Origin of the sequence: Citrobacter freundii ATCC 8090 = MTCC 1658 = NBRC 12681 (genome assembly GCF_011064845.1) — a bacterium.
Taxonomy (GTDB): Bacteria; Pseudomonadota; Gammaproteobacteria; order Enterobacterales; family Enterobacteriaceae; genus Citrobacter; species Citrobacter freundii.
The window spans coordinates 4,864,364-4,887,166 of record NZ_CP049015.1; the positions used below are offsets into that span (position 1 = coordinate 4,864,364).

19 protein-coding genes and 4 tRNA genes are annotated in these 22,803 nt (G+C 52.4%); 4 read left to right on the plus strand and 19 right to left on the minus strand.

What is annotated here, in order from left to right; genetic code table 11:
• Positions 1 to 46: 46 nt before the first annotated feature.
• Positions 47 to 2,593 (minus strand): class I adenylate cyclase, encoded by a 2,547-nt coding sequence (gene cyaA / locus G4551_RS23300; RefSeq protein WP_164948146.1) that lies wholly within the window; start codon positions 2,591 to 2,593, stop codon positions 47 to 49.
• Positions 2,594 to 2,983: 390 nt separating this feature from the next.
• Here cyaA and hemC point away from each other — a divergent pair, with 390 nt between their 5' ends.
• Genes hemC through hemY form a run of 4 tightly spaced genes read left to right on the plus strand, consistent with a single transcriptional unit; the run spans position 2,984 to position 7,061 of the window.
• Positions 2,984 to 3,925 carry a hydroxymethylbilane synthase gene (gene hemC / locus G4551_RS23305; protein WP_003841203.1) on the plus strand — a complete coding sequence of 314 codons (942 nt, stop codon included), beginning with the start codon at positions 2,984 to 2,986 and terminating at the stop codon, positions 3,923 to 3,925.
• A complete protein-coding gene (gene hemD / locus G4551_RS23310) occupies positions 3,922 to 4,662 on the plus strand; it encodes a uroporphyrinogen-III synthase (protein ID WP_003017952.1) in 741 nt (246 codons plus the stop codon). Before hemC ends, hemD begins: the two co-directional genes overlap by 4 nt.
• A 21-nt stretch (positions 4,663 to 4,683) precedes the next feature.
• Complete coding sequence (gene hemX, locus G4551_RS23315; RefSeq protein ID WP_003017955.1) at positions 4,684 to 5,859, plus strand: uroporphyrinogen-III C-methyltransferase; 1,176 nt, start codon at positions 4,684 to 4,686, stop codon at positions 5,857 to 5,859.
• A gap of 2 nt (positions 5,860 to 5,861) precedes the next feature.
• Positions 5,862 to 7,061 carry a protoheme IX biogenesis protein HemY gene (hemY, locus tag G4551_RS23320; RefSeq protein WP_003017958.1) on the plus strand — a complete coding sequence of 400 codons (1,200 nt, stop codon included), beginning with the start codon at positions 5,862 to 5,864 and terminating at the stop codon, positions 7,059 to 7,061.
• Positions 7,062 to 7,516: 455 nt separating this feature from the next.
• Here hemY and G4551_RS23325 read toward each other — a convergent pair.
• From G4551_RS23325 to trxA, 18 genes are all read right to left on the minus strand, one after another.
• A tRNA-Pro gene (locus tag G4551_RS23325) sits at positions 7,517 to 7,593 on the minus strand.
• Between the two features lie 41 nt (positions 7,594 to 7,634).
• A tRNA-Leu gene (locus G4551_RS23330) sits at positions 7,635 to 7,720 on the minus strand.
• A 20-nt stretch (positions 7,721 to 7,740) separates the two neighbouring features.
• Positions 7,741 to 7,816, minus strand: a tRNA-His gene (locus G4551_RS23335).
• A gap of 56 nt (positions 7,817 to 7,872) precedes the next feature.
• Positions 7,873 to 7,949: transfer RNA gene (locus tag G4551_RS23340), tRNA-Arg, on the minus strand.
• A 102-nt stretch (positions 7,950 to 8,051) separates the two neighbouring features.
• Positions 8,052 to 9,437: a bifunctional threonine/serine APC transporter ThrP gene (thrP, locus tag G4551_RS23345; RefSeq protein WP_003841199.1), complete on the minus strand. Its 1,386-nt coding sequence runs from the start codon at positions 9,435 to 9,437 to the stop codon at positions 8,052 to 8,054.
• Positions 9,438 to 9,714: 277 nt separating this feature from the next.
• The gene (wecG, locus tag G4551_RS23350; protein WP_003017964.1) at positions 9,715 to 10,455 is read right to left on the minus strand and encodes a lipopolysaccharide N-acetylmannosaminouronosyltransferase; all 741 of its coding nucleotides are present in this window, start codon (positions 10,453 to 10,455) and stop codon (positions 9,715 to 9,717) included.
• Positions 10,455 to 11,810, minus strand: a complete 1,356-nt coding sequence (gene wzyE, locus G4551_RS23355) for an ECA oligosaccharide polymerase (protein WP_003017967.1) — start codon at positions 11,808 to 11,810, stop codon at positions 10,455 to 10,457. Before wzyE ends, wecG begins: the two co-directional genes overlap by 1 nt.
• Complete coding sequence (locus G4551_RS23360) at positions 11,807 to 12,886, minus strand: TDP-N-acetylfucosamine:lipid II N-acetylfucosaminyltransferase (RefSeq protein ID WP_003841197.1); 1,080 nt, start codon at positions 12,884 to 12,886, stop codon at positions 11,807 to 11,809. Before G4551_RS23360 ends, wzyE begins: the two co-directional genes overlap by 4 nt.
• Positions 12,883 to 14,133: a lipid III flippase WzxE gene (gene wzxE / locus G4551_RS23365; protein ID WP_003017971.1), complete on the minus strand. Its 1,251-nt coding sequence runs from the start codon at positions 14,131 to 14,133 to the stop codon at positions 12,883 to 12,885. Before wzxE ends, G4551_RS23360 begins: the two co-directional genes overlap by 4 nt.
• A gap of 1 nt (position 14,134) precedes the next feature.
• The gene (gene rffA, locus G4551_RS23370; protein ID WP_003841193.1) at positions 14,135 to 15,265 is read right to left on the minus strand and encodes a dTDP-4-amino-4,6-dideoxygalactose transaminase; all 1,131 of its coding nucleotides are present in this window, start codon (positions 15,263 to 15,265) and stop codon (positions 14,135 to 14,137) included.
• A 4-nt stretch (positions 15,266 to 15,269) separates the two neighbouring features.
• Positions 15,270 to 15,947 carry a dTDP-4-amino-4,6-dideoxy-D-galactose acyltransferase gene (gene rffC / locus G4551_RS23375; RefSeq protein ID WP_003841192.1) on the minus strand — a complete coding sequence of 226 codons (678 nt, stop codon included), beginning with the start codon at positions 15,945 to 15,947 and terminating at the stop codon, positions 15,270 to 15,272.
• On the minus strand, positions 15,944 to 17,206 hold the full coding sequence (gene wecC, locus G4551_RS23380; RefSeq protein WP_003841190.1) for a UDP-N-acetyl-D-mannosamine dehydrogenase: 1,263 nt from the start codon (positions 17,204 to 17,206) through the stop codon (positions 15,944 to 15,946). The genes rffC and wecC overlap by 4 nt, the downstream gene beginning before the upstream one ends.
• Complete coding sequence (gene wecB / locus G4551_RS23385) at positions 17,203 to 18,333, minus strand: non-hydrolyzing UDP-N-acetylglucosamine 2-epimerase (protein WP_003841188.1); 1,131 nt, start codon at positions 18,331 to 18,333, stop codon at positions 17,203 to 17,205. The genes wecC and wecB overlap by 4 nt, the downstream gene beginning before the upstream one ends.
• A 55-nt stretch (positions 18,334 to 18,388) precedes the next feature.
• On the minus strand, positions 18,389 to 19,435 hold the full coding sequence (gene wzzE / locus G4551_RS23390) for an ECA polysaccharide chain length modulation protein (protein WP_003829003.1): 1,047 nt from the start codon (positions 19,433 to 19,435) through the stop codon (positions 18,389 to 18,391).
• A gap of 12 nt (positions 19,436 to 19,447) precedes the next feature.
• Entirely contained in the window at positions 19,448 to 20,551 is a 1,104-nt protein-coding gene (wecA, locus tag G4551_RS23395) for a UDP-N-acetylglucosamine--undecaprenyl-phosphate N-acetylglucosaminephosphotransferase (RefSeq protein WP_003017991.1), read from the minus strand.
• A gap of 238 nt (positions 20,552 to 20,789) precedes the next feature.
• Entirely contained in the window at positions 20,790 to 22,049 is a 1,260-nt protein-coding gene (rho, locus tag G4551_RS23400) for a transcription termination factor Rho (protein ID WP_002437993.1), read from the minus strand.
• Between the two features lie 87 nt (positions 22,050 to 22,136).
• On the minus strand, positions 22,137 to 22,256 hold the full coding sequence (locus G4551_RS23405) for a rho operon leader peptide (RefSeq protein WP_049259789.1): 120 nt from the start codon (positions 22,254 to 22,256) through the stop codon (positions 22,137 to 22,139).
• A 130-nt stretch (positions 22,257 to 22,386) separates the two neighbouring features.
• A complete protein-coding gene (trxA, locus tag G4551_RS23410) occupies positions 22,387 to 22,716 on the minus strand; it encodes a thioredoxin TrxA (RefSeq protein ID WP_001280776.1) in 330 nt (109 codons plus the stop codon).
• Between the last annotated feature and the right edge of the window lie 87 nt (positions 22,717 to 22,803).

Below are 22,803 nucleotides of genomic sequence, written 5' to 3' on the forward strand. Positions count from 1 at the left end.
ATTTGGAGGCCGGATAAGGTGTTTACACCGCCATCCGGCACTATGCTTAAGAGAAGTACTGCTGCAACTGCGGCGCGTCGTTGTCCTGATTGACGGGCGGAACAGCGCTAATCGGCTGGGTGCGGAACGGAATCACCTGCGCGCGCCCGTCGGTTTTCACAATCTGATAGAACTGCGGCAGGTTAAAGTTGATGAAGCTGGAGCCGTAGGTAAAACGATCGTGCGACGATGAGTAGAAACGGCTGACGTCGCGTACCAGTTCCTCTTTACTACCTTCGCAGTGGTGATACACCTCAGCCCGATTGCTTTCGTCCAGAATGTAGATATTAAAGCCCTGCTCATCACCCGTTTCTTCGAAAAAGAACTGAATAATCCCTTCACTGGCAAAACCGTCTACCACCGACGGCAGTTTCACATGGTTGGTCTCAACCTGGACGGAAAGCCCGTGCAGTTTGTTATGTGAAATCGCGCCATAGAATTCAATCGCATTTTCCAGCTTCTGTACCGAAACGTTCAGGCGCTCGAAGAACAAACCCCACGTCTGGCCAGAAACACGCAGCGCTTTGAAACGTCCGGTTTCCTGACGGGTGCTGGAGAGGCGTAATTCGATGCACTCAGACACCAGTTGCTGAACGCGGGTGCGAATTAAACCGCGCAGATGCTGGCTATAGCAGAAAACCTCGACGCTATCTGGCGGCGCGGCATCCTGGTGCATTTTGCCCAGAATCGTTTTTAACGCTTCAATCATCGCCTGCTCGCCGTTGAAGTGCAGCGTACGCACCTCATTCCACGAGTTGCGGTACAGCAGGTCTACGCTACCCACCAGGCATTTTTGCTCTTCACCAAAACTGAAGACGTCCAGCTTACGGAAATCAAAATGCACCACCTGATTGCGAAACGCTGCCGTCGGGTCATATTCGAGGTTAACGATAATCGCCAGATGGCGAATTTCGCATGGGCTATAGAGCGCTTTCGGCGTTGGCGCAGGCAGTCGCAGTGGGAAGTGGTGCGACACGTCGGCGACCATTTCCTGCAGCTTCGGCAAATCAACAATGCCGTTGCCCTTAATAAACAAATGCGTACGCGAGGTCAGCAAGCCATTGAACCAGGCCCACGCCACCAGCTTGTTGAGATAGCGGTTATATTCCAGCGGCTGATGGCTGATGATCGAGTCCATGTTAGGCGCGCGGTTGTAGAGATACCAACCCGAACGGTTGGCACGACCCGGCGGTACATGGATAAAGGTCAGATTCGGTTCCGAGAGATCCGGAGATATCTGCGGGTTCACCAGCGTGACCTTACCCGGCAACGCTTCAAACGCAGCATACAGCTTACGGGTCAGCACACCGATATCCTGCGGACTGGCGCTGACGCTGAGGTTATTGCGCCGCGCAAAGCGGATCAGGTTACGATAGCTCTGCATCATCGCATCGAGCAGTTCGTTATGCGCTTCACGTACCTGGTCAATCTTCCAGTTAGCGCGGTTATCCAGCATGGTCAGACGGGTGTCATCCCAGCCCCACTCTTTCACTAACTGACTTAATACTTCACGACGCCAGCCCACGCAGGCGCGCTCACGGCTCAGTTTCTCGCACACTTTTAAGTAGAAACATCGACGTACTAAATCCAGGCGCGTCGGATCTTCGATCGCCGTGAGGTACTCGGTAACGCGCTCCAGCATCATGCAGTAAGGGTCGAGACCAAAAGAGACGATCTCGCCGTCATGCAAGCGCTGTTTAATGTCTTTCGCCAACAGGCGTGGGTTGGGATATTCCCAGGAATAGGCTTCCAGCAACAGCGTTTTCAGCACCGCTTTGTACGAGGAGTCGATACTCTTGTACAACTGCCAGAGGCTGGCGCCAAAGTACTCTTCGGCGGAAAGCGAACTGAGTCCGCCGAGATCCAGCCATTCATTTGGCGTTAACACCCCCTGTGCGTAGAGCGTCATGACGTAATCGTCGTAGTGCTCTTCTTCGTCGCCCGGCACCATATTCCACAGAATACGTTTACCCGCGAGGCGCACAGCGGTGCGATAGAATTCATCCAGCAACAGGATATGCTGCGTCGAGCCACAGTCCTCACCACCCAGACTGCCGCTTTCATTGTGACGGAAACGGTTTTCGTCAATCAGGAAGAAACTGACTTCCACGCCCAACGAGGCCGCCCAGCTTTCCAACAGGCTACATTTACGCTGCAGCAGTTGGCGCTCTTCGCTATCCAGCCAGGATTGATGGCAGACCCAGATATCAAGGTCAGACGAACAGCTTTGCCCTACCGAAGAGGTGCTGCCCATTGAGTAAACGCCGGTGATCGGCAGTTCGCCCTTCGGCGGGTCCTGCGGCGACATACCGCGGTACAGTTCCAGCTCGTTCAGGTAGTGGCGTTGGGTTTCATCAGGCGTGTAAAGGCATATGCCCTTGGGAACGTTACCATCAAGGTAACCCGGCATCAGCGGATGGTGGTAGTGCAATAATGTCGGCAGCAGACTGTATACCTGCTGGAAAGCAGGTCCCATGGCAGCAAGCGCGCGATCCACACGCAGTTGATTTATGGCATCCAGTCTCTGTTTCAGAGTCTCAATATAGAGGTACAAGACGTATCGCCTGATGTTGCATCCGTCATGGCGTCGATAGCGGCGGCGCAAACGCTCACCACCTTCGTCATCAGTCCGGATAAACCGTATGTCAAAAATAACCGTTACCTTTTTCCCCTGCACTTTTATTAGTTACAGATGAAAAAATGGTCTAAAACGTGATCAATTTAACACCTTGCTCATTGACCGTAAAGAAAGATGCGCTACATACCAGTGTAGCACCGTTCGTTACGTGTAAATTCCTTCATACGGTCGGGAGGTTTTTCTCGTCATTATTCACTGACAGTGATGATGCAGCGCCTTTCCTCTCACTTACGTTTGAGCGTAACGCTGACATCCCTTTGATAAGGATGTTAGGATGGTCAATGATTGATAATGACGGTAACAAGCATGTTAGACAATGTTTTGAGAATTGCCACACGCCAAAGCCCCCTTGCGCTCTGGCAGGCACATTATGTCAAAGACGCCTTAATGGCAAACCACCCAGGTCTGATCGTGGAACTGGTTCCTATGGTAACCCGTGGCGATGTGATCCTTGATACCCCGCTGGCGAAAGTCGGAGGGAAAGGGTTGTTTGTTAAAGAGCTGGAAGTCGCGCTGCTGGAAAAACGCGCCGATATCGCCGTGCATTCCATGAAGGATGTGCCGGTTGAATTCCCTGACGGTCTTGGACTGGTCACCATTTGCGAGCGAGAGGATCCGCGTGATGCTTTCGTCTCAAATAAGTACAACACGCTGGATGAACTCCCCGCAGGCAGCATCGTTGGGACATCCAGTTTGCGTCGCCAGTGCCAGTTAGCGAAGCGTCGCCCGGATCTCGTCATCCGTTCGCTGCGCGGCAACGTAGGCACGCGCCTCAGCAAACTGGATAACGGCGATTATGACGCCATTATTCTGGCGGTCGCTGGATTAAAACGTTTAGGTCTTGAGTCGCGAGTCCGTACCGCTCTGCCGCCGGAAGTCTCCCTGCCCGCTGTCGGACAAGGCGCAGTAGGCATAGAATGTCGACTGGATGATATGCGCACTCAGGCGCTGTTAGCGCCGCTCAACCATGAAGAAACCGCGCTACGCGTCAAAGCAGAACGCGCCATGAACACCCGCCTGGAAGGGGGATGTCAGGTACCTATTGGTAGCTATGCCGAAATCATCGACGGTGAGATTTGGCTACGTGCGCTGGTCGGCGCGCCAGACGGTTCACAGATGGTATGCGGAGAACGTCGCGGCGCCACACAGGATGCCGAACAGATGGGCATCTCTCTGGCAGAAGAACTGCTGGAGAACGGTGCGCGCGCCATTCTGGCTGAAGTTTATAACGGAGAAGCACCCGCATGAGTATTCTGGTCACCCGCCCGTCTCCCGCTGGGGAAGAGTTAGTGAGCCGTCTGCGCACACTGGGGCAGGTGGCCTGGAGTTTTCCGCTCATCGAGTTTTCACCTGGTCGGGAACTGGCAACGCTTGCTTCCCGACTGTCGGCGCTGACGGAGAACGATCTGGTCTTCGCCCTCTCGCAGCACGCCGTTACCTTTGCAGATGCCGAGCTTCAGCAGCAAGAGAAAAGCTGGCCATCCCTTCCGCAGTATTTTGCCATTGGCCGTACAACGGCGCTGGCGCTGCATACTGTTAGCGGCTTCAATATTCACTACCCTCTGGATCGGGAAATTAGCGAAGTCTTGCTACAATTACCTGAATTACAAAATATTGCGGGAAAACGCGCGCTTATATTACGCGGCAACGGTGGCCGCGAGCTGATAGGTGAAACCCTGACGGCACGCGGAGCCGATGTCGATTTTTGTGAATGTTATCAACGCAGTGCAAAATATTACGATGGTGCAGAAGAAGCGATGCGCTGGCAATCCCGTGGCGTAACCACGGTGGTCGTCACTAGCGGAGAGATGCTACAACAGCTCTGGACGCTTATTCCACAGTGGTATCGTGAGCACTGGTTACTACGCTGTCGGCTGCTGGTCGTCAGTGAGCGTCTGGCGCACCTCGCCCGGGAACTGGGCTGGCAAGATATTAAGGTCGCTGATAACGCCGACAACGATGCGCTTCTACGCGCATTACAATAACTCTCATAATGGGATGCCATAATGACGGAACAAGAAAAATCCTCCGCCGTGGTTGAAGAGACCAGGGAGGCCGTGGAAACCACGTCACAGCCAGTTAATACTGAAAAAAAGAGTAAGAACAGCACGGCGCTGATTCTGAGCGCTGTGGCAATTGCTATTGCGCTGGCAGCAGGCGTTGGGCTGTACGGCTGGGGGAAACAACAGGCAACAACACAAACGGCAACCAGCGATGCGCTGGCGAACCAGCTGACGGCACTGCAAAAAGCGCAGGAAAGCCAGAAAGCTGAACTGGAAGGTATTATTAAACAGCAGGCAACACAGCTGGATGAAGCCACTCGCCAGCAGGCCGCGCTGGTCAAACAGCTTGATGAAGTCCAGCAAAAAGTCGCCACCATCTCCGGCAGCGATGCTGGAACATGGCTGCTGGCGCAGGCTGATTTCCTGGTGAAACTGGCTGGTCGCAAATTATGGAGCGATCAGGACGTCACTACCGCCGCGGCGCTGCTGAAAAGCGCCGATGCCAGTCTGGCAGATATGAACGACCCGAGCTTAATTACCGCGCGACGTGCGATTACTGACGATATCGCGAGCCTCTCCGCGGTGACTCAGGTCGACTATGACGGCATTATCCTGAAAGTGAATCAACTCTCTAATCAGATCGATAACCTGCGTTTGGCCGACAACGACACCGACGATTCACCGATGGACTCGGACAGCAGCGAGCTTTCCAGCTCGATTAGCGAATGGCGCGTCAATCTGCAAAAAAGCTGGCAGAACTTTATGGACAGCTTTATCACCGTGCGCCGTCGTGATGAAACTGCCGTACCGCTGCTGGCACCGAACCAGGACGTTTACTTACGTGAAAATATCCGTTCCCGCCTGTTAGTAGCTGCACAGGCCGTGCCGCGTCATCAGGAAGAGACATACCGCCAGGCGCTGGAAAATGTCTCCACATGGGTGCGTGCTTACTACGACACCGACGATGCAGCGACCAAAGCGTTCCTTGAAGAAGTAGACCAACTGAGCCAGCAAAGCATCAGTATGGATGTCCCGGAAACGCTGCAGAGTCAGGCTATTCTCGACAAGTTAATGCAGACCCGCGTACGTAATTTACTGGCGCAACCTGCCACAGCACCGGTAGCAGCAGCGCCAGCGCCTTCGACAGACGCTCCGGCAACCGCGCCGCAAGGAGAATAATGATGCTAAAAGTATTGTTGCTCTTTGTGCTGTTGATCGCCGGGATCGTCGTCGGTCCGATGATAGCCGGTCATCAGGGCTATGTGCTGATCCAGACGGATAACTACAATATCGAAACCAGCGTGACGGGCCTGGTGATCATCCTGATCGTCGCCATGGTCGTCCTGTTTGCGATTGAATGGCTGTTGCGCCGAATTTTCCGCACCGGCGCACATACCCGTGGGTGGTTTGTGGGTCGTAAACGTCGTCGCGCCCGTAAGCAGACCGAACAGGCGTTGCTCAAACTGGCAGAAGGTGACTATCAGCAGGTTGAGAAGCTGATGTCGAAAAATGCCGATCATGCAGAACAGCCAGTAGTGAATTACCTGCTGGCGGCAGAAGCGGCTCAGCAGCGCGGTGACGAAGCTCGCGCCAACCAACACCTTGAGCGTGCTGCCGAACTGGCGGGAAATGATACGATCCCGGTAGAAATCGCTCGCGTTCGCCTGCAACTGGCGCGTAATGAAAATCACGCCGCACGCCACAGCATAGACAAACTGCTGGAAGTAACGCCACGTCATCCGGAAGTGCTGCGTCTGGCTGAGCAGGCCTACATTCGCACCGGCGCATGGAGTTCCTTGCTGGATATCATCCCATCCATGGCAAAAGCGCATGTGGGTGATGACGAGCACCGCGCCATGCTGGAACAACAGGCATGGGTTGGCTTGATGGATCAGGTCCGCGCCGATCAGGGCAGCGAGGGGCTGCGTGCATGGTGGAAAAACCAGAACCGTAAAACCCGTCATCAGGTTGCTTTGCAGGTAGCAATGGCTGAACATCTGATTGAGTGTGACGATCACGATACGGCGCAGCAGGTCATCATTGATGGTTTGAAACGTCAGTACGATGACCGTCTGGTGCTGCCGATCCCGCGTCTGAAAACCAATAATCCGGAACAGATAGAAAAAGTGCTGCGCCAGCAGATTAAAGCCGTGGGCGATCGCCCGTTGCTGTGGAGTACGCTGGGTCAGTCGTTAATGAAGCATGGGGAATGGCAGGAAGCCACGCTCGCCTTCCGTGCCGCTCTCAAACAGCGCCCGGATGCCTATGACTACGCCTGGCTTGCTGACGCGCTGGACAGACTGCATCAACCGGAAGAAGCCGCCACCATGCGTCGTGATGGCCTGATGTTGACGTTGCAGAACAACAATCCCCCGCAGTAACTCCTGAATGCCCGGTGGCGCTTTCGCTTACCGGGCCTACATATTTTTCATCTCGTATACACAAAATCATTCGAGAAACAGCTCGAAGGATTTTGTGTATGCATAAAAAAACGCCCGCTCGGTAAGGAGCAGGCGTTAAACAGGTCTGTATGACAACATAAATGGGTGCTTCACTCAACGTTATGTCCATGGTGTTTGATGAGGCTACGCGACATCTGTCTGTGGACGATAAGCACCGTAAATGGCTCTGCATCATTCCTGAGTTTATGAGGCCAGAGGGCGAACATAAGAGATGGAATGAGCATCTACCCGCATATTATTGCACAAGGCATGCCACGATTGCACTGCAAAAACCAGGTATTCGGACTTTTTAAGACATCAGGTAATTCGCGGGAATAAAGGCTGAGAAGGGAAAATCAGAAAACAAAAAACCCCGCCGAAGCGGGGTTCAAAATTGGTCGGCGAGAGAGGATTCGAACCTCCGACCCACTGGTCCCAAACCAGTTGCGCTACCAAGCTGCGCTACTCGCCGTTTTACTGCTTTTTGAATTTTTAGTTCAATTCTTTAAGTCGTGGTGCGAGGGGGGGGACTCGAACCCCCACATCCTAAGGACACTAACACCTGAAGCTAGCGCGTCTACCAATTCCGCCACCTTCGCATTTCACAACTTTAAATTAATGGGGTGGCTAATGGGATTCGAACCCACGACAACTGGAATCACAATCCAGGGCTCTACCAACTGAGCTATAGCCACCACTGCAAATCTTTTACGCGGTATTAAAACCACCGCAGCTCTGGCACCCTACTAAATGGTGCGCCCGACAGGATTCGAACCTGAGACCTCTGCCTCCGGAGGGCAGCGCTCTATCCAGCTGAGCTACGGGCGCTTAGCGCCGTTGCGGGGCTGGATATTACGGAGGTCTCGGTCTTCTGTCTAGTGCTTTTTTAAAATAAATTATCGTTTGGTCATGGTTTGTGCGTTTTGTCGCTTATTCCCGCAATTTATGGGCTGTGCCATGACGATTCAGACCAAAAACCTTATAAATGAACGTCACGGCCAGTAAGAAACCCATGCCAACAAAAAGCGACATTCGGGTATCTTCATTAAAGTACATGCCAATTAATACGCAAATCAGGAACGCCATCGTCAAATAATTCGCCCACGGGAACAGAATGGAGCGGAATGGATGACTGGCAATCGCCGCTTTATGCGCCTGACGGAAACGCAGCTGGCTTATCAGGATCACAAACCACGGCACCATCCCCGGCAACACGCTGGCGCTATAGACATAAACAAACACGCGCTGCGGATTGGGAATGATGTAGTTCAGGCACGAACCAATCAGCAGGATCGCGATAGAAATGGCCACGCCGGCAACCGGTACACCATGGCGAGAAACTTTCCCAACAGCGGCGGGGAGCTGGCGATTCTTGGCCAGCGCGTAGAGCATACGCCCACAGCTGTACATGCCGCTGTTACAGCCAGACAGCGCCGCCGTCAGGACCACAAAGTTAATAATCCCCGCCGCGGCGGTAATACCAATCTTGGCAAAGGTGAGAACAAACGGACTGCCGTTGCTGCCAATCTCGTTCCACGGGAAAATAGTGACGATAACAAAAATTGCGCCAACGTAGAAAATCAGGATACGCCACAGCACTTTACCTACCGCGCTACGCAGCGTGACTTGTGGGTTCTTCGCTTCACCTGCAGTAATGCCGATCAGTTCCACGCCCTGATAAGAAGCCACGACAATACACAATGCCGTCAGGAAACCCTTCCAACCACCGGCAAAGAAACCGCCGTGTTCGGTCAGGTTGCCAAAGCCGATAGCCTGACCGCCATTACCAAAACCGAAGAAAATCACCCCTAACCCAATGACGATCATCACAATGATGGTGGTCACTTTGATCATGGCAAACCAGAACTCAATTTCACCATACAAGCGAACTGCGGCGAGGTTCGCCAATGCAACCAATCCGACCGCGACCAGTGCGGGTATCCATTGCGCCATTTCAGGGAACCAGAACTGGACGTACACCCCGATGGCGGTAATCTCTGAGATCCCCACCGCCATCCACATAAACCAGTATGACCAGGCGGTGAGATAGCCAAAGAAGGGGCTCATATAACGGTGAGCGTAAACAGCGAATGAACCGGCAACCGGCTCGAGGAATAACATCTCCCCCATAGAACGCATAATGAAAAATACGAACAGCCCGGCGACGATATACGCCAGCAGAACCGAAGGTCCCGCCCATTTCAGGGTACTGGCGGCCCCCATAAACAGCCCGACGCCAATAGTGCCCCCGAGGGCAATTAATTCGATGTGACGAGCCTCCAGCCCACGCTGTAGCTCAGGTTTGTTCTCGGCCATAAATCCTCTTGTTGTGTTTGCATACTGTCCGGTATTACCGGTTCTCGTTATGGGTACATCTTGTTATGTCATAACAGGCTATACGACACCGACCGCTTAGCAGTTGGCGTCAAAACTCCACGGCACTGAAATGATTATTGCGAATGGTTTCCTAAAATCGCTTAAATGGCAATTAAAGCATTCAAAAAATGAATATATTGTGCGAGAAAGCAGCGATTATGTTGTGAATAAGTAGCGTAATTAGCAGATCACGCTACTTATCAGAGGAGAGAGGGCGTCAGAGGTTGCCGGTATAGTGCCAGCGGAGATAGCGTAATAAGCGAAGTTGTCGAGTAATACGGCTCGGTTGCGACAATAAGCGATACAGCCACTCCAGCCCCAGATTTTGCCAGATTTTAGGCGCACGCTTAACGTGACCGGTAAAGACGTCGTAGGTGCCACCCACGCCCATATACAGCGCGTCAGGGTGAGTCTTGCGGCAATCACGCATAAAGATCTCTTGTTTCGGCGAACCCATCGCCACCGTCACAATTTGCGCGCCGCTGGCGTGAATACGCTCAAATAACGCCTGACGCTGCTCTGGGGTAAAATAACCATCCTGGCTACCCACAATGTTCACACGCCACTGTGCACGTAGTTTTGCTTCTGTTTGCGCCAGAACTTCAGGCTTGCCACCAACCAGGAAAACAGGCGTTCCGTTTTGCCCAGCTCGCGCCATCAGCGCTTCCCAAAGATCAGCACCGGCCACACGTGAAACCTGCGCCTGCGGGAATTTTTTGCGCACCGAACGCACCACGCTAATCCCATCCGCATATTTGAACTCCGCGGCGTTGATCAGCTCCCTCACTTCAGGATTATCTTCTGCTGTCAGCATTTTCTCAGCGTTGATAGCCACCAGCGTTCCTGACCTGAGGTGTCCTTCGGCAAACAGGTAATTCAGCGCATGTTGCATATCGCGCCAGCCAATCAGTTGTAATCCGCGCAGCGAATACAGCGGCGCAGTTGTGTTATCTGTCATTACGATCCTTCAATTTGTGTCCGGGGCAGCGACTTGATTCGTTTATGGATGAGTCCTGCGCTATCGAATAGCCAAAACAGCAGTTTTGCCATCAGTAGGCAAACGCCAAAAATCACGAGGAAAAAGACCACTCGCGAGACAAACGAATCCAGCCCTTCACGTGCCAACACGATCATATTGAAAATGGCGCCAAAACAGAAACTGTGCAAAATCGCCGCCTTATAGCGATTGGTTTCTTGGTTACCTAGCTCATACAGCCAGTCGAACCACTTGATAATGAGTCCAACAACAATCGCGCCTAACGGTATAAAAAGCGCCCCGCCCATCACCACCAGCGAACCAATTAACGTCGGCGAAATCGCCAGTCCCGAGTGGTTGTTCAACACTTCCCAGGTAAAGTAGTTCGCTGAGTTGAGTACAATACTCGGCCGCCCAGGCCACAGCCAGGAAGGGATAAAGACATAGAAGTCACGAACAATCGGCGCCAGCCCCTGGAACTCAATATTGTGGTAATTCTGCAGCAACAGCGCCAGGTTCTCCCACGGCGAGAAGGTGTCGCGCGTAAGGTACAGGAACGTATAGAACGCCTCATCGCCGCTAACGCTCATTCCGTAGCGCTTCAAGGCCAGCCAGAACATCCCGACAATACCCAGCACGCCTGCGGCGACCAACATCCACAGCGAAATCCAGCCGCGAATAATGCCGATAAACAAGAAGATGGCAAACGCGATAATGATATTGGCGCGCGTCCCGCCCACAATCATATAGGTCAGCAAACCAAACGCGACGGTGCTCACCAGGAAGAACAACCACGCTTTGCTGTCCTGACGCAGGAAATAAACCACCAGCATGGCCGGAATGAAGAAGTAGAAGAAACGCTTCAGAGCGACCCCAGAGACTTCGCTGGAAAAAATCTGGCTATAGGATTGCAGTCTGAACAGCAGGAATCCGTTGTGCATAAAGAAGACGCCCACGCTCACCAGCGCAATCGCCATCAGGATAACCCAGGTCAAATGGGCTTCAACGCGATTGATGGTAAACAGCGGCCTGCGCGGCTTACCCTCTACTCGCTTACGCAATCGCGTTTTATACGTCACGTAGTAGACGGCATAGAAACAGGCTGCTGACAGCAAGGCCTGCAGCAGGATCTCCGGCGGAGCCACTGCCACATCAAAGCGGAACACCAGGATGCTGGTTAACGGGAATCCGAAGAAGAACGTCAGCAAGAACAACAATGAGAAGAAAACATTGAAGTTAAAACGTACGCGGCGGAACTCAAACCAGGTCAGCGTGGCGATAAACAAGGTGGAGAGCAGCCAGACTACCAGCAGACCGCTGAATTGCATCAGGCTCATACGGTTTCTCCTGAAGCAATGCGCAGCGCGTTATACCACGGCTGCAGATAATTCGGGCTAAAGAAGGTAATCGTGTTTTTATCTACCGATGCCAACTGGCGCTGCGCTTCACGTACGACGCCTTCATTGAGATCATCCGTGGTAAATAACACTGGAAGATTCTGTTCCACCATATCCTGCCAGAAGGGATTTTCACGGTTGAGCACGCACGGGATACCCGCCTGGATCAGCAAACACAGGGTACCGATCCCCTGCTGCCGGGCAAAAATAAAGTAACCCAAATCACATTGCCGCAATAATGTTAGATAGGCATCAAATTCCAGCTTTTCACTTAAAATTTGCAGATTATCAGCGCTAAATAATGCCATACCGGCCTGGCGAACCTCGTCGATATAGGCATCATTATTGGCGGGGTAACCCATCGGCACAATCACGTTCACCGTGTCGCCGAACTGCTGATGGACAGCACGCAGCGCGGCAACATGCTCATTGCTGCGATCGCCAGAGTTGCCAACCAGCACCGTCATCTTGCCGCTGCGCTGACAATCATTGCTCATGTTATTGAGTGAAGGATCCATTCGCGTTGGGAAATAGAGCAACTCACCCCGTACATGCGGATGTTGCTCGGCGAAATAACGTAAATCGCCCCGCGTGGCAAACACGCAGCCCACGCGGTTCTGCGCCATGCGGCGAATCGGGTAAAACAGGCGGAATTTCAGCCCACTGGAGACTTCGTATAAATCAGCACCCCAGATATGCCAGTAAAACTGCGTCGGTTTAATTCCCCCGCTCAGCAGCGCCAACCACAGGCTGGTGTTGAACTGACCGTGGAAGAAGAATCGCTGTTGGCGATTCGCTTTTGCTTTCGCAATAACTGCTTCGGCTAACGCTTTTTTCCCGCTGTAGAAACTCAGCGATAACGCCGGGCAGCTCTCACTGAATCCCGCATCCTGACCGGCAACCATAAACGTGCGCGCGTGCTCGCTCGTCGCGGCAAGCGAGTCGTTGAAAAACCGCAGCACGGTTTGGTTATGGTGAGGGATATCCGATCCCAGAACGTGAATCAGTACAGTCATGCCCGCCTACGCCAGAGTAAAAACACGCCACAACAAAGAGAAAAATAGACGATGTACGTTGCCATATAAGCCTGTGCCGCTCCCAGCGCACCATGTGCAGGGATCAGCCAGTGAGCAAACACCGTCAATAACATGAACTGGCTAATTTCAGCCAAAATATAAAACCGCAGTGACGCTTTCGCGATCACCAGATACCCAAAGACATACGCCCCAACTTTTAGTACATCGCCAACCAGTTGCCAGGCAAACAGATCGCGCATGGCGGTGAATTTTGCGGAGAAAAGCAGCCAGATAGCAAAGTCACGCAGTAGCCAAACGGTAAAGCTCGCAGCGGCAACTGCTGGTAACACGAACTTCAGCGACTTAACCACCTCGCGCGTAATGTCGCGCTTTTCAGTAAGTCGCGACAACGTCGGCAGCAAGTAAACGCTGAATGAAGCGGTAATGAATTGCAGATAAGCATCAGAGATACTGCTTACCCCCTGCCAAATCCCCACATCATCCCAACTGTACTGCGCCGCCAGCAGGTTTCGCATCATCACGTATGCCACAGGCAACGTTACGGAGGTAATCAGCGCCATCAGCGTAAACTTGCTTAGCTGTCCAGCCAGACCGTTATCCCACGAGGGTTTCAGGTAATGCAGCGGAATCGCCCCACGCTTAATCAGCATAATAGCGGCGGGGATAACGACCAACGCGGGCACTAACGCCAGACCCAGCAAAGCGCCTTCATACCCTCCCAGGCGATAACAGCCATAATAAGCCACTACGCCCACTAGGCTACCCACAATCAGCGACAGCGCGTTACCCGCCGCATCGCGAAAACCCTTCATCAACGCCAACAGCAGATTCGCCCAGGCAATGCCCATCTGCACCAGCGCAACCAGTCTTACCAGCCCCTGATAATGAGTATGACCAAACAATCCCTGACTGATTGGCGCGGCCGCCAGCAGAAAAATCACCGCCATCAGCGTAGAGAATCCCAGCACCATCGCGGAAGATGTACCGACGACCTTGCGGAGCCGGGTCGGATCGTCATGGTGCTGCGCAACATATTTCGTGACGCCGTTGAAAATGCCGGCCCCCGCCAGGACACCAAGCACGGTGACCATCTGGCGGAAGTTACCCGCCTGCCCCACGCCTGCCGGGCCAAACGACACCGCCAGCAGCTTCACGACCAGCAAACCCGCACCAATTTTTACCAGCGTACTGGCTGCCGTCCATAAGGACGCTTTAGCAAGCGACATTTCAGGCGAAGTAGTTGAGTAAGGTCGAAATTACCGTTCGCTGGTTGACCGGCGACAAGTTGTAGAACAACGGTAAACGCAGCAAACGCTCGCTCTCTTTGGTGGTGTAACGATCAACACCGGCAAATACGCCGAATTTGTCGCCAGCCGGGCAATCATGCAGCGGGATATAGTGGAACACCGCCATAATTTCAGCTTCTTTCAGGAAGTTAATCAACGCCGTGCGATCGTCGATATCGCGCAGCTTGATGTAAAACATATGGGCGTTTTGCACGCAGTCTTCCGGTACAGAAGGCAGCTCGATACGTCCGGCACGCGCCAGCGGTTCAAGAGCATCATAGTAGTTCTGCCACTGAGTCAGACGCTGCTGGTTAATGCGGTCCGCTGCTTCCAGTTGCGCCCACAGATAAGCGGCCTGTAGATCGGACATCAAATAGCTGGAGCCGATATCACGCCAGGTATATTTATCTACCTGGCCACGGAAAAACTGGCTGCGGTTTGTCCCTTTTTCACGGATGATCTCTGCACGTTCGACTAATTTTTTATCATTAATCAGCGTCGCGCCGCCTTCACCACCTGCGGTATAGTTTTTGGTCTCATGAAAGCTAAAGCAACCAATGTGACCAATCGTCCCCAGCGCCCGACCTTTGTAAGTCGACATAACGCCCTGGGCCGCATCTTCCACCACAAACAGGTTATGTTTGGTCGCCAGCGCCATAATAGTATCCATTTCGCAGGCCACACCCGCGTAATGCACCGGCACAATAGCGCGGGTTTTGTCGGTGATCGCCGCTTCAATCAGCGTTTCGTCAATGTTCATGGTATCCGGGCGGATATCAACAAAGACAATTTTCGCGCCTCGCAGCACGAAAGCATTGGCCGTGGAGACAAACGTATAGCTTGGCATAATGACTTCATCGCCAGGCTGGATATCCAGCAGCAATGCCGCCATCTCAAGCGATGCGGTGCAGGAAGGCGTCAGCAATACTTTCTCGCTGCCAAAATGCTGTTCCAGCCACTGCTGGCAGCGACGGGTAAAACCGCCATCGCCACACAGTTTGCCGCTGTTCATCGCAGACTGCATGTAATCGAGTTCAGTGCCCACCACCGGCGGTGCGTTAAATGGAATCATCGTGTCACCTGTATAACCAATACGCGGTGCTTTCCACATTCGCACCACTGTGTATATAACGTTTAAGCGCGGCGGTATTGCCCATTTGGGTCGCCACACGCAGTGCTGTTTTACCGTGAGCCTGCGCCCAGCAAAGCGCGGCCTGCATCAGTTCTGCTCCCGCCCCACGCCCGGCTAGCAGGCCAATTCGCGCCTCGGTCGCATTCAGTTCACGCAGCGAGACATAGCCACGAATCTCACCTGTTGGTGTACGAAAAACGAGGCATTGATGATCGAACGTCCCCAGCACCGCGTTTTCAATCCACTGCGCATAAAAACGCGCGCTGGCATCTGCGGCATACCACGGGGCGCGAAAACGACTTTGCGCGAACGCCTGTCCTGCCAGATGGCGTAATGCAGGGATATCCGTAGTTTGTGCGACCTGCGCACCGGGGTCACCATGCGCACACGTCACTGGCAGCACAAAATCCACTTCACCTTCAACCAGTGAGAAGCCCAGCTGTTGCAGGGCATCTAATGCTTGGGTATTGGCGGCAGGTATTTTTGCCTGTACCCGCGACCAGGGCTGCAACGCATCCGCAGTCAGAACCGACGCGTGTTGGTCAAAACGCACAATAGCGCTATGCACGCCAAAGAACGTATTTTCCCAGCTAAGCGGCTCAATACTGGCGCGGATTTTCACCGCCAGACCCCTTTGGTATCAACGACATATTGCTGGTGAACCGCATCGCCTTTAATGGCTTTAAATTCATTGTGGTCGACCAGCAAGACCAGTACATCGGCGCTTTCCAGGGCATCGCCCAGCGTTGCCAGTTGGCACAGACCGTCCAGTTTTTTCGGCAGTTGATGGATATTCGGTTCCACCACCAATGTTTCGCCTTTGTGCCAATGCGCGATACTTTGCGCAATTCCCATCGCCGGGCTTTCACGTAAATCATCAATATTCGGTTTAAATGCCAGACCAAAACAGGCAATTTTCACTTCGCTGGCCCGTTTATTGGTATCCGCCAGACAGTCGGCCACGGCTGCTTTTACCCGATCGACCACCCAATGAGGCTTACCGTCGTTTACCTCACGCGCGGTGCGAATCAATTTCGCCTGCTGCGGGTTCTGCGCCACGATAAACCACGGATCAACTGCGATACAGTGCCCGCCAACACCCGGACCCGGCTGCAAAATATTCACGCGCGGATGGCGATTTGCCAGGCGAATCAGTTCCCAGACGTTGATCCCCTGATCGGCGCAAATCAGCGACAACTCATTAGCGAAGGCGATATTGACGTCGCGGAAGCTATTTTCAGTCAGCTTGCACATTTCCGCAGTGCGGGCGTTGGTCACGACACATTCCCCTTCAAGGAAGATGTTGTACAGCTCACTGGCGCGTGCGGAACAGACGGAGGTCATGCCCCCAATCACGCGGTCGTTTTTAATCAGTTCAACCATCACCTGGCCCGGCAGCACACGTTCTGGACAATAAGCAATGTTAACGTCAGCCTGTTCACCGACCTGCTGCGGGAAAGTCAAATCAGGACGCATTTCAGCCAGCCATGTGGCCATCTGTTCGGTAGCCCCGACAGGCGACGTCGATTCAAGGATCACCAACGCGCCTTTTTTCAACACCGGTGCAAGAGACTTGGCTGCGGCTTCAACGTAGACCATATCGGGTTCGTGCTCCCCCTTAAACGGAGTAGGCACAGCAATCAGAAAGGCATCCGCATCTACAGGGGTTGTGGTCGCACGCAGAAATCCATTTTCGACCGCCGTTTTCACCACGGCGCCCAAATCTGGCTCAACGATATGAATTTCACCGCGATTAATGGTATCCACCGCGTGTTGATTTACATCTACGCCAATCACATGCTTTTGACGGGAAGCAAAGGCAGCCGCCGTCGGCAGTCCGATATAACCCAGCCCAATGACAGAAATGGTCGTAAAACTCATAGCGATATCCGATTATTTTTTAACGCGTGTAAAATGCGGCCACATGCCTGCCCGTCACCATACGGATTATGGGCGCGGCTCATGGTCTGATATTCATTATCGTCATGCAGCAAACGCGTGACTTCTTCGACGATACGCTGCGGGTCTGTCCCTACCAGACGTACTGTACCTGCAGTAATCGCTTCCGGACGTTCCGTCGTTTCGCGCATCACCAGTACCGGTTTCCCCAAAGATGGGGCTTCTTCCTGAATCCCACCGGAGTCGGTCAGGATCAGCCAGGCATGATTCATCAGCCAGACAAACGGCATGTAATCCTGCGGTTCAATCAGGATGACGTTTTCAACGTGACCCAGAATGCGATTCACCGGTTCGCTGACGTTAGGATTCAGGTGAACCGGATAAACAATCTGCACGTTCTGATTGGCCGCAGCAATTTCCGCCAGCGCATGGCAAATGCGTTCAAAACCGCGACCGAAGCTTTCCCGACGATGACCGGTCACCAGTATCATTTTTTTATCAGAGCTCAGGAAAGGATAATGCTCTGCTAATTCAGCACGCAATTTATCGTTCGCCAGTACGCGGTCGCGAACCCAGATCAACGCATCAATCACCGTATTGCCTGTGACGAAAATACGATTTTCGGGAATAGCTTCCCGTAACAAATTTTGGCGCGAGTTTTCTGTTGGCGCAAAATGATACATAGCCAGACGCCCGGTCAGCGTACGGTTCGCCTCTTCCGGCCAGGGAGAATAGAGATCACCAGTACGTAAACCAGCCTCTACATGCCCCACCGGGATGCGCTGATAGAACGCAGCCAGACTCGTGGCAATGGTCGTTGTGGTATCACCATGAACCAACACCACATCAGGTTTAAAATCAGCCAGAATTGGCTTTAATCCTTCCAGTATTCGGCAGGTGATTTCTGTTAGTCCCTGACCTGGCTGCATAATGTTGAGATCGTAGTCAGGTACAATGGAAAAGAGGTTCAACACCTGATCGAGCATCTCCCGATGCTGCGCCGTGACGCAAACTTTTGCCTCAAAATCAGGATCTTTTGCCAACGCATGAACCAGAGGTGCCATTTTTATGGCCTCCGGTCGCGTGCCAAATACAGTCAGTACTTTCACATCGATTCTCTTCGGATTGGCAGTGAGGGCCCAGCCCCTCACTGCAACGATATTGCTAGATCGTGCGGCGGCGGGTTAACGCGACACCAGCACCGATCAGAGCCCCAACGATGCCCCACATAATCATCAGGAAAGCACGACGAGGGCTGTCACGTTTTACCGGTTCTTCCGGCGTACGCAAATAACGATAGGTCTGAAAACGCGGATCCAGCGTTGGCCCAACGTTCAGTGTGTTAAGCATGGCCCGGTTTTGGAAGTAGTCCAGATCGAAATCAGGACCAACAGATTGCAGGTTCTCGAGTCGCGCCTGCAGCATAGGACGTCCAAGCAAGAACAGTTCAGAATCCGGTAATTCCTCAGCAGGAACATCCGTAGAAGTACGCGAAATATTATGCTGTTCCGCAATTTTGAGCGCCTGCTCAATGTTGTGAACACGGCGAGAGAAGATCGATTTCGCCACTTCCTCCTGACGTTTAACCTGCGCCTTCATCTGCACGGTGCGTGCAGCCCAGGCGCCCTTCAACTCATCATTCAGATGACGCGCTGCGCGCTGGCTGGCAAACGCCACGTACTGACGCAGCAAATTGTTGGCATCAGGCGCCGTCTCGGCAATCAGCTTCACGCTGTCGTTGGTATTACGAACCGCATCGCCAGGCATAAACTGAATGTTATTGATCAGTTCATCCAGCATCGCCGCATCGGCTTTGCTGTTACCCACCATACGTTGCTTGTAGTAATCTGTCTGCTGCCAGAATTCACGGCGCGTATCCCATGAGGCAAGCTGCATAATAAATTCTTTATAGGCTTCATCCATCACTGACGGTTGATCCGCAGATGCAAGACTGGCCTTGATGTCCAGGTTACGCAAAAACTGCTGCTGAGAGTAATAGCCGCCCAACATATTGACCGTTGGCCTGTCTGAAATCGCCGTCGCACTCCACTCCTGACGAGCAAAGAACGTATAGGCGAGAGCGACTAACGCGAAGGCGAGAGCCATACCGACGATCCACACCTTCCCTGTCCACAAAGTACGAAACAACCCACGGATGTCCAGTTCATTTTCAGCGCTCATGGCATGTTCCCCCGGTAATGGTTGTGTCATCGTACCCTCAATTTATTTGGTTAAGTTTGGTTTACTGTCACGGTTTCTACGCAACTTGCGCTTCCAGCGTTTGATAAATCTCGCCACCTTCCAGGCGCGTTTTATACAGATGTCGTACAGGACAAACGCCAGTAAAAAGAGCACCAACATCACCCATTCCGGGACAATACGAGAATATTCAGCCAACACGCCGATAGAAGCCAGGATCGCAGCAGCCAGCGTAATCAGGACAAAAGCCTGTCGGGAAGTAAACCCGGCGCGCATGATTAAATGGTGAATATGTTGGCGATCCGGGGAGAAAGGACTCATGCCTTTACGTAAACGGCGATACATAATTGCCACCATATCCATTAAAGGAATGGCAATAATCCACAGAGCCGTGACCGGGCTAATAGGATGCGTTGGCCCCTGGGTAGTCTCCAGCAGAATCCAAATCACCGTGAAGCCAATCAACGTACTTCCCGCATCCCCCATAAAGACTTTATAGCGGCGTCCGAGAATCCCCAGGTTCAGCAGGATGTAAGGCAGAATGGCGGCGATCATGGCAAAACACCAGATTGCCAGGCTTGTCTGGCCATCGAACCACAGAATAAGCCCCATCGCGGCGAATGAGACGCTGGATAGCCCACCGAGCAGACCATCGATCCCATCGACCATATTGAAGGCGTTAATCGCCGCCCAAACGGCAAACAGGGTCAGGAAATAACCAAAAGGACCGAGCACCATCTCCCAGGGGCCGAAAATATAGCCAAGGCTTAGCAGATAGAGTTTGCCCACTGACATCATAATGATGCCAATAAGGGCCTGGATGGTCGCGCGGATTTTTACACTGATATCAAAACGATCGTCCAGGGCACCGATAAACACCAGTACACCGGCACAGGCCAGGTAGAGAGTAGCATGCGGGATATAATAATCGGCGATGAGGAAGGTAAAGCAAATGCCTGCGTAAACCGAAATCCCCCCAACCAGCGGAATCAGTCCCTGATGACGTTTACGGAAGTTGGGTTTATCCACCAATCCAATCTTTTTCGCAACCTTGCGGGCAAAGAAAAGAAACAGCGTTGTGAATAAAAAAATACTGATGAGATCAGTACTTGCTGTCAGTAAATTCACTATACATGCTCTCAGAGAATATCAATATATGAAGTATAACCATCCGGGCGATTATTCAGAAGAGAAACCCGATTCCATATCAGGTGGTTCTGTATGATTATTAACCACAAAATACGAATTACAACCCTTCGTCACCAGGCGGTATGTCATACCGGATTATTATTATTGTGTCGTTAAGATTACATCCACAAAAGCAAAACGCCACGTAAAAACGTGGCGTTTTCAGATGATGCCCGAATCAGGAACGCTTCATCATATCGAAGAAGTCGTCATTGGTCTTGGTCATCGCCAGTTTGTTAATGAGGAATTCCATTGCGTCGATTTCACCCATAGGATGGATGATTTTGCGCAGGATCCACATTTTCTGCAGCTCTTCCTGGGTAGTGAGCAGCTCTTCTTTACGGGTACCGGAACGGTTGTAGTCGATAGCCGGGAAGACGCGTTTTTCAGCAATCTTACGAGAGAGGTGCAGTTCCATGTTGCCGGTACCTTTAAACTCTTCATAGATAACTTCATCCATTTTAGAGCCGGTATCAATCAGCGCAGTCGCGATGATGGTCAGGCTACCGCCCTCTTCCACGTTACGTGCAGCACCAAAGAAACGCTTCGGACGATGCAGGGCGTTGGCGTCCACACCACCGGTCAGTACTTTACCGGAAGCAGGAACCACGGTGTTATATGCACGTGCCAGACGGGTGATGGAGTCAAGCAGAATGATAACGTCTTTCTTGTGTTCAACCAGACGTTTCGCCTTCTCGATAACCATTTCCGCAACCTGAACGTGGCGGGAGGCTGGTTCGTCAAAGGTAGACGCAACCACTTCACCTTTCACCAGACGCTGCATCTCGGTAACTTCTTCCGGACGTTCGTCAATCAGCAGCACCATCAACACGCAGTCAGGATGATTGTATGCAATGCTCTGCGCGATGTTCTGCAGCAGCATGGTTTTACCCGCTTTCGGCGGAGCAACAATCAGACCACGTTGGCCACGACCGATCGGCGATGCCAGATCCAGTACACGCGCCGTTAAATCTTCAGTAGAACCGTTACCACGTTCCATACGCAGACGAGAGTTTGCGTGCAGCGGCGTTAAGTTCTCAAAGAGGATTTTGTTACGGGCGTTTTCTGGTTTGTCGTAGTTAACTTCGTTAACTTTCAACAGCGCAAAGTAGCGTTCACCTTCTTTCGGCGGGCGAATCTTACCAGAAATGGTATCACCAGTGCGGAGGTTGAAACGGCGGATTTGGCTGGGAGAAACGTAGATGTCATCAGGACCGGCGAGGTAGGAGCTGTCTGCAGAGCGGAGGAAACCAAATCCATCCTGCAATATCTCCAGCACACCGTCACCAAAGATATCTTCGCCACTCTTTGCGTGCTGCTTCAGGATGGCAAAAATAATGTCCTGCTTGCGCATACGAGCCAGGTTTTCAAGGCCCATATTTTCGCCGAGAGTGATCAGCTCAGAAACCGGCGTATTCTTTAATTCGGTAAGATTCATAATGGTGTGAGTTCTTAAACTTGGGGTAAATCTCGAACTTAATGTTGTGAATGGTATGGCAGGGTCATCCATGCCTGTTTACGGCCATCAACTCATGTCTGTTCGCTGTCTGGTCACAGGAAAGTACGCAGAACTGAAACGACAAGACGGATTGAGTGACAAGCCAGGAATCTGTCCACTTCTCGCGCGAGAAACAACGGGAAGTATTGGATATAACTAGATTCAAACTTAATAAGGTATGTTTAATACGAAGTCAACACTAACTTAGCACGACTCAAGTCGGGCGTCCAGTCATCCGAATCATTTCGAAGTATGGTCGCCCGATCATGAGACTTCCTTACGCTAAATTAGCGTCGAGGAATTCTTTCAACTGACCTTTGGACAGCGCGCCGACTTTTGTCGCCGCAACTTCGCCGTTTTTAAACAGCAACAGGGTCGGGATGCCACGGATACCATACTTCGGCGCGGTGCCTGGGTTTTGGTCAATGTTCAATTTAGCAACCGTCAGTTTGCCCTGATATTCGTCAGCGATTTCATCCAGAATCGGAGCGATCATTTTGCACGGACCGCACCACTCTGCCCAGAAATCAACGAGGATTGCTCCGTCCGCTTTGAGTACATCCGTGTCAAAACTGTCGTCAGTCAGGTGAATAATTTTATCGCTCATAATAACTCCACAGGAATAAGCCTGGTGCATTGGTGTAGCATTAATCAACGACGTGTTGATGTAGCATTAACCAACTAAAGGTTGACT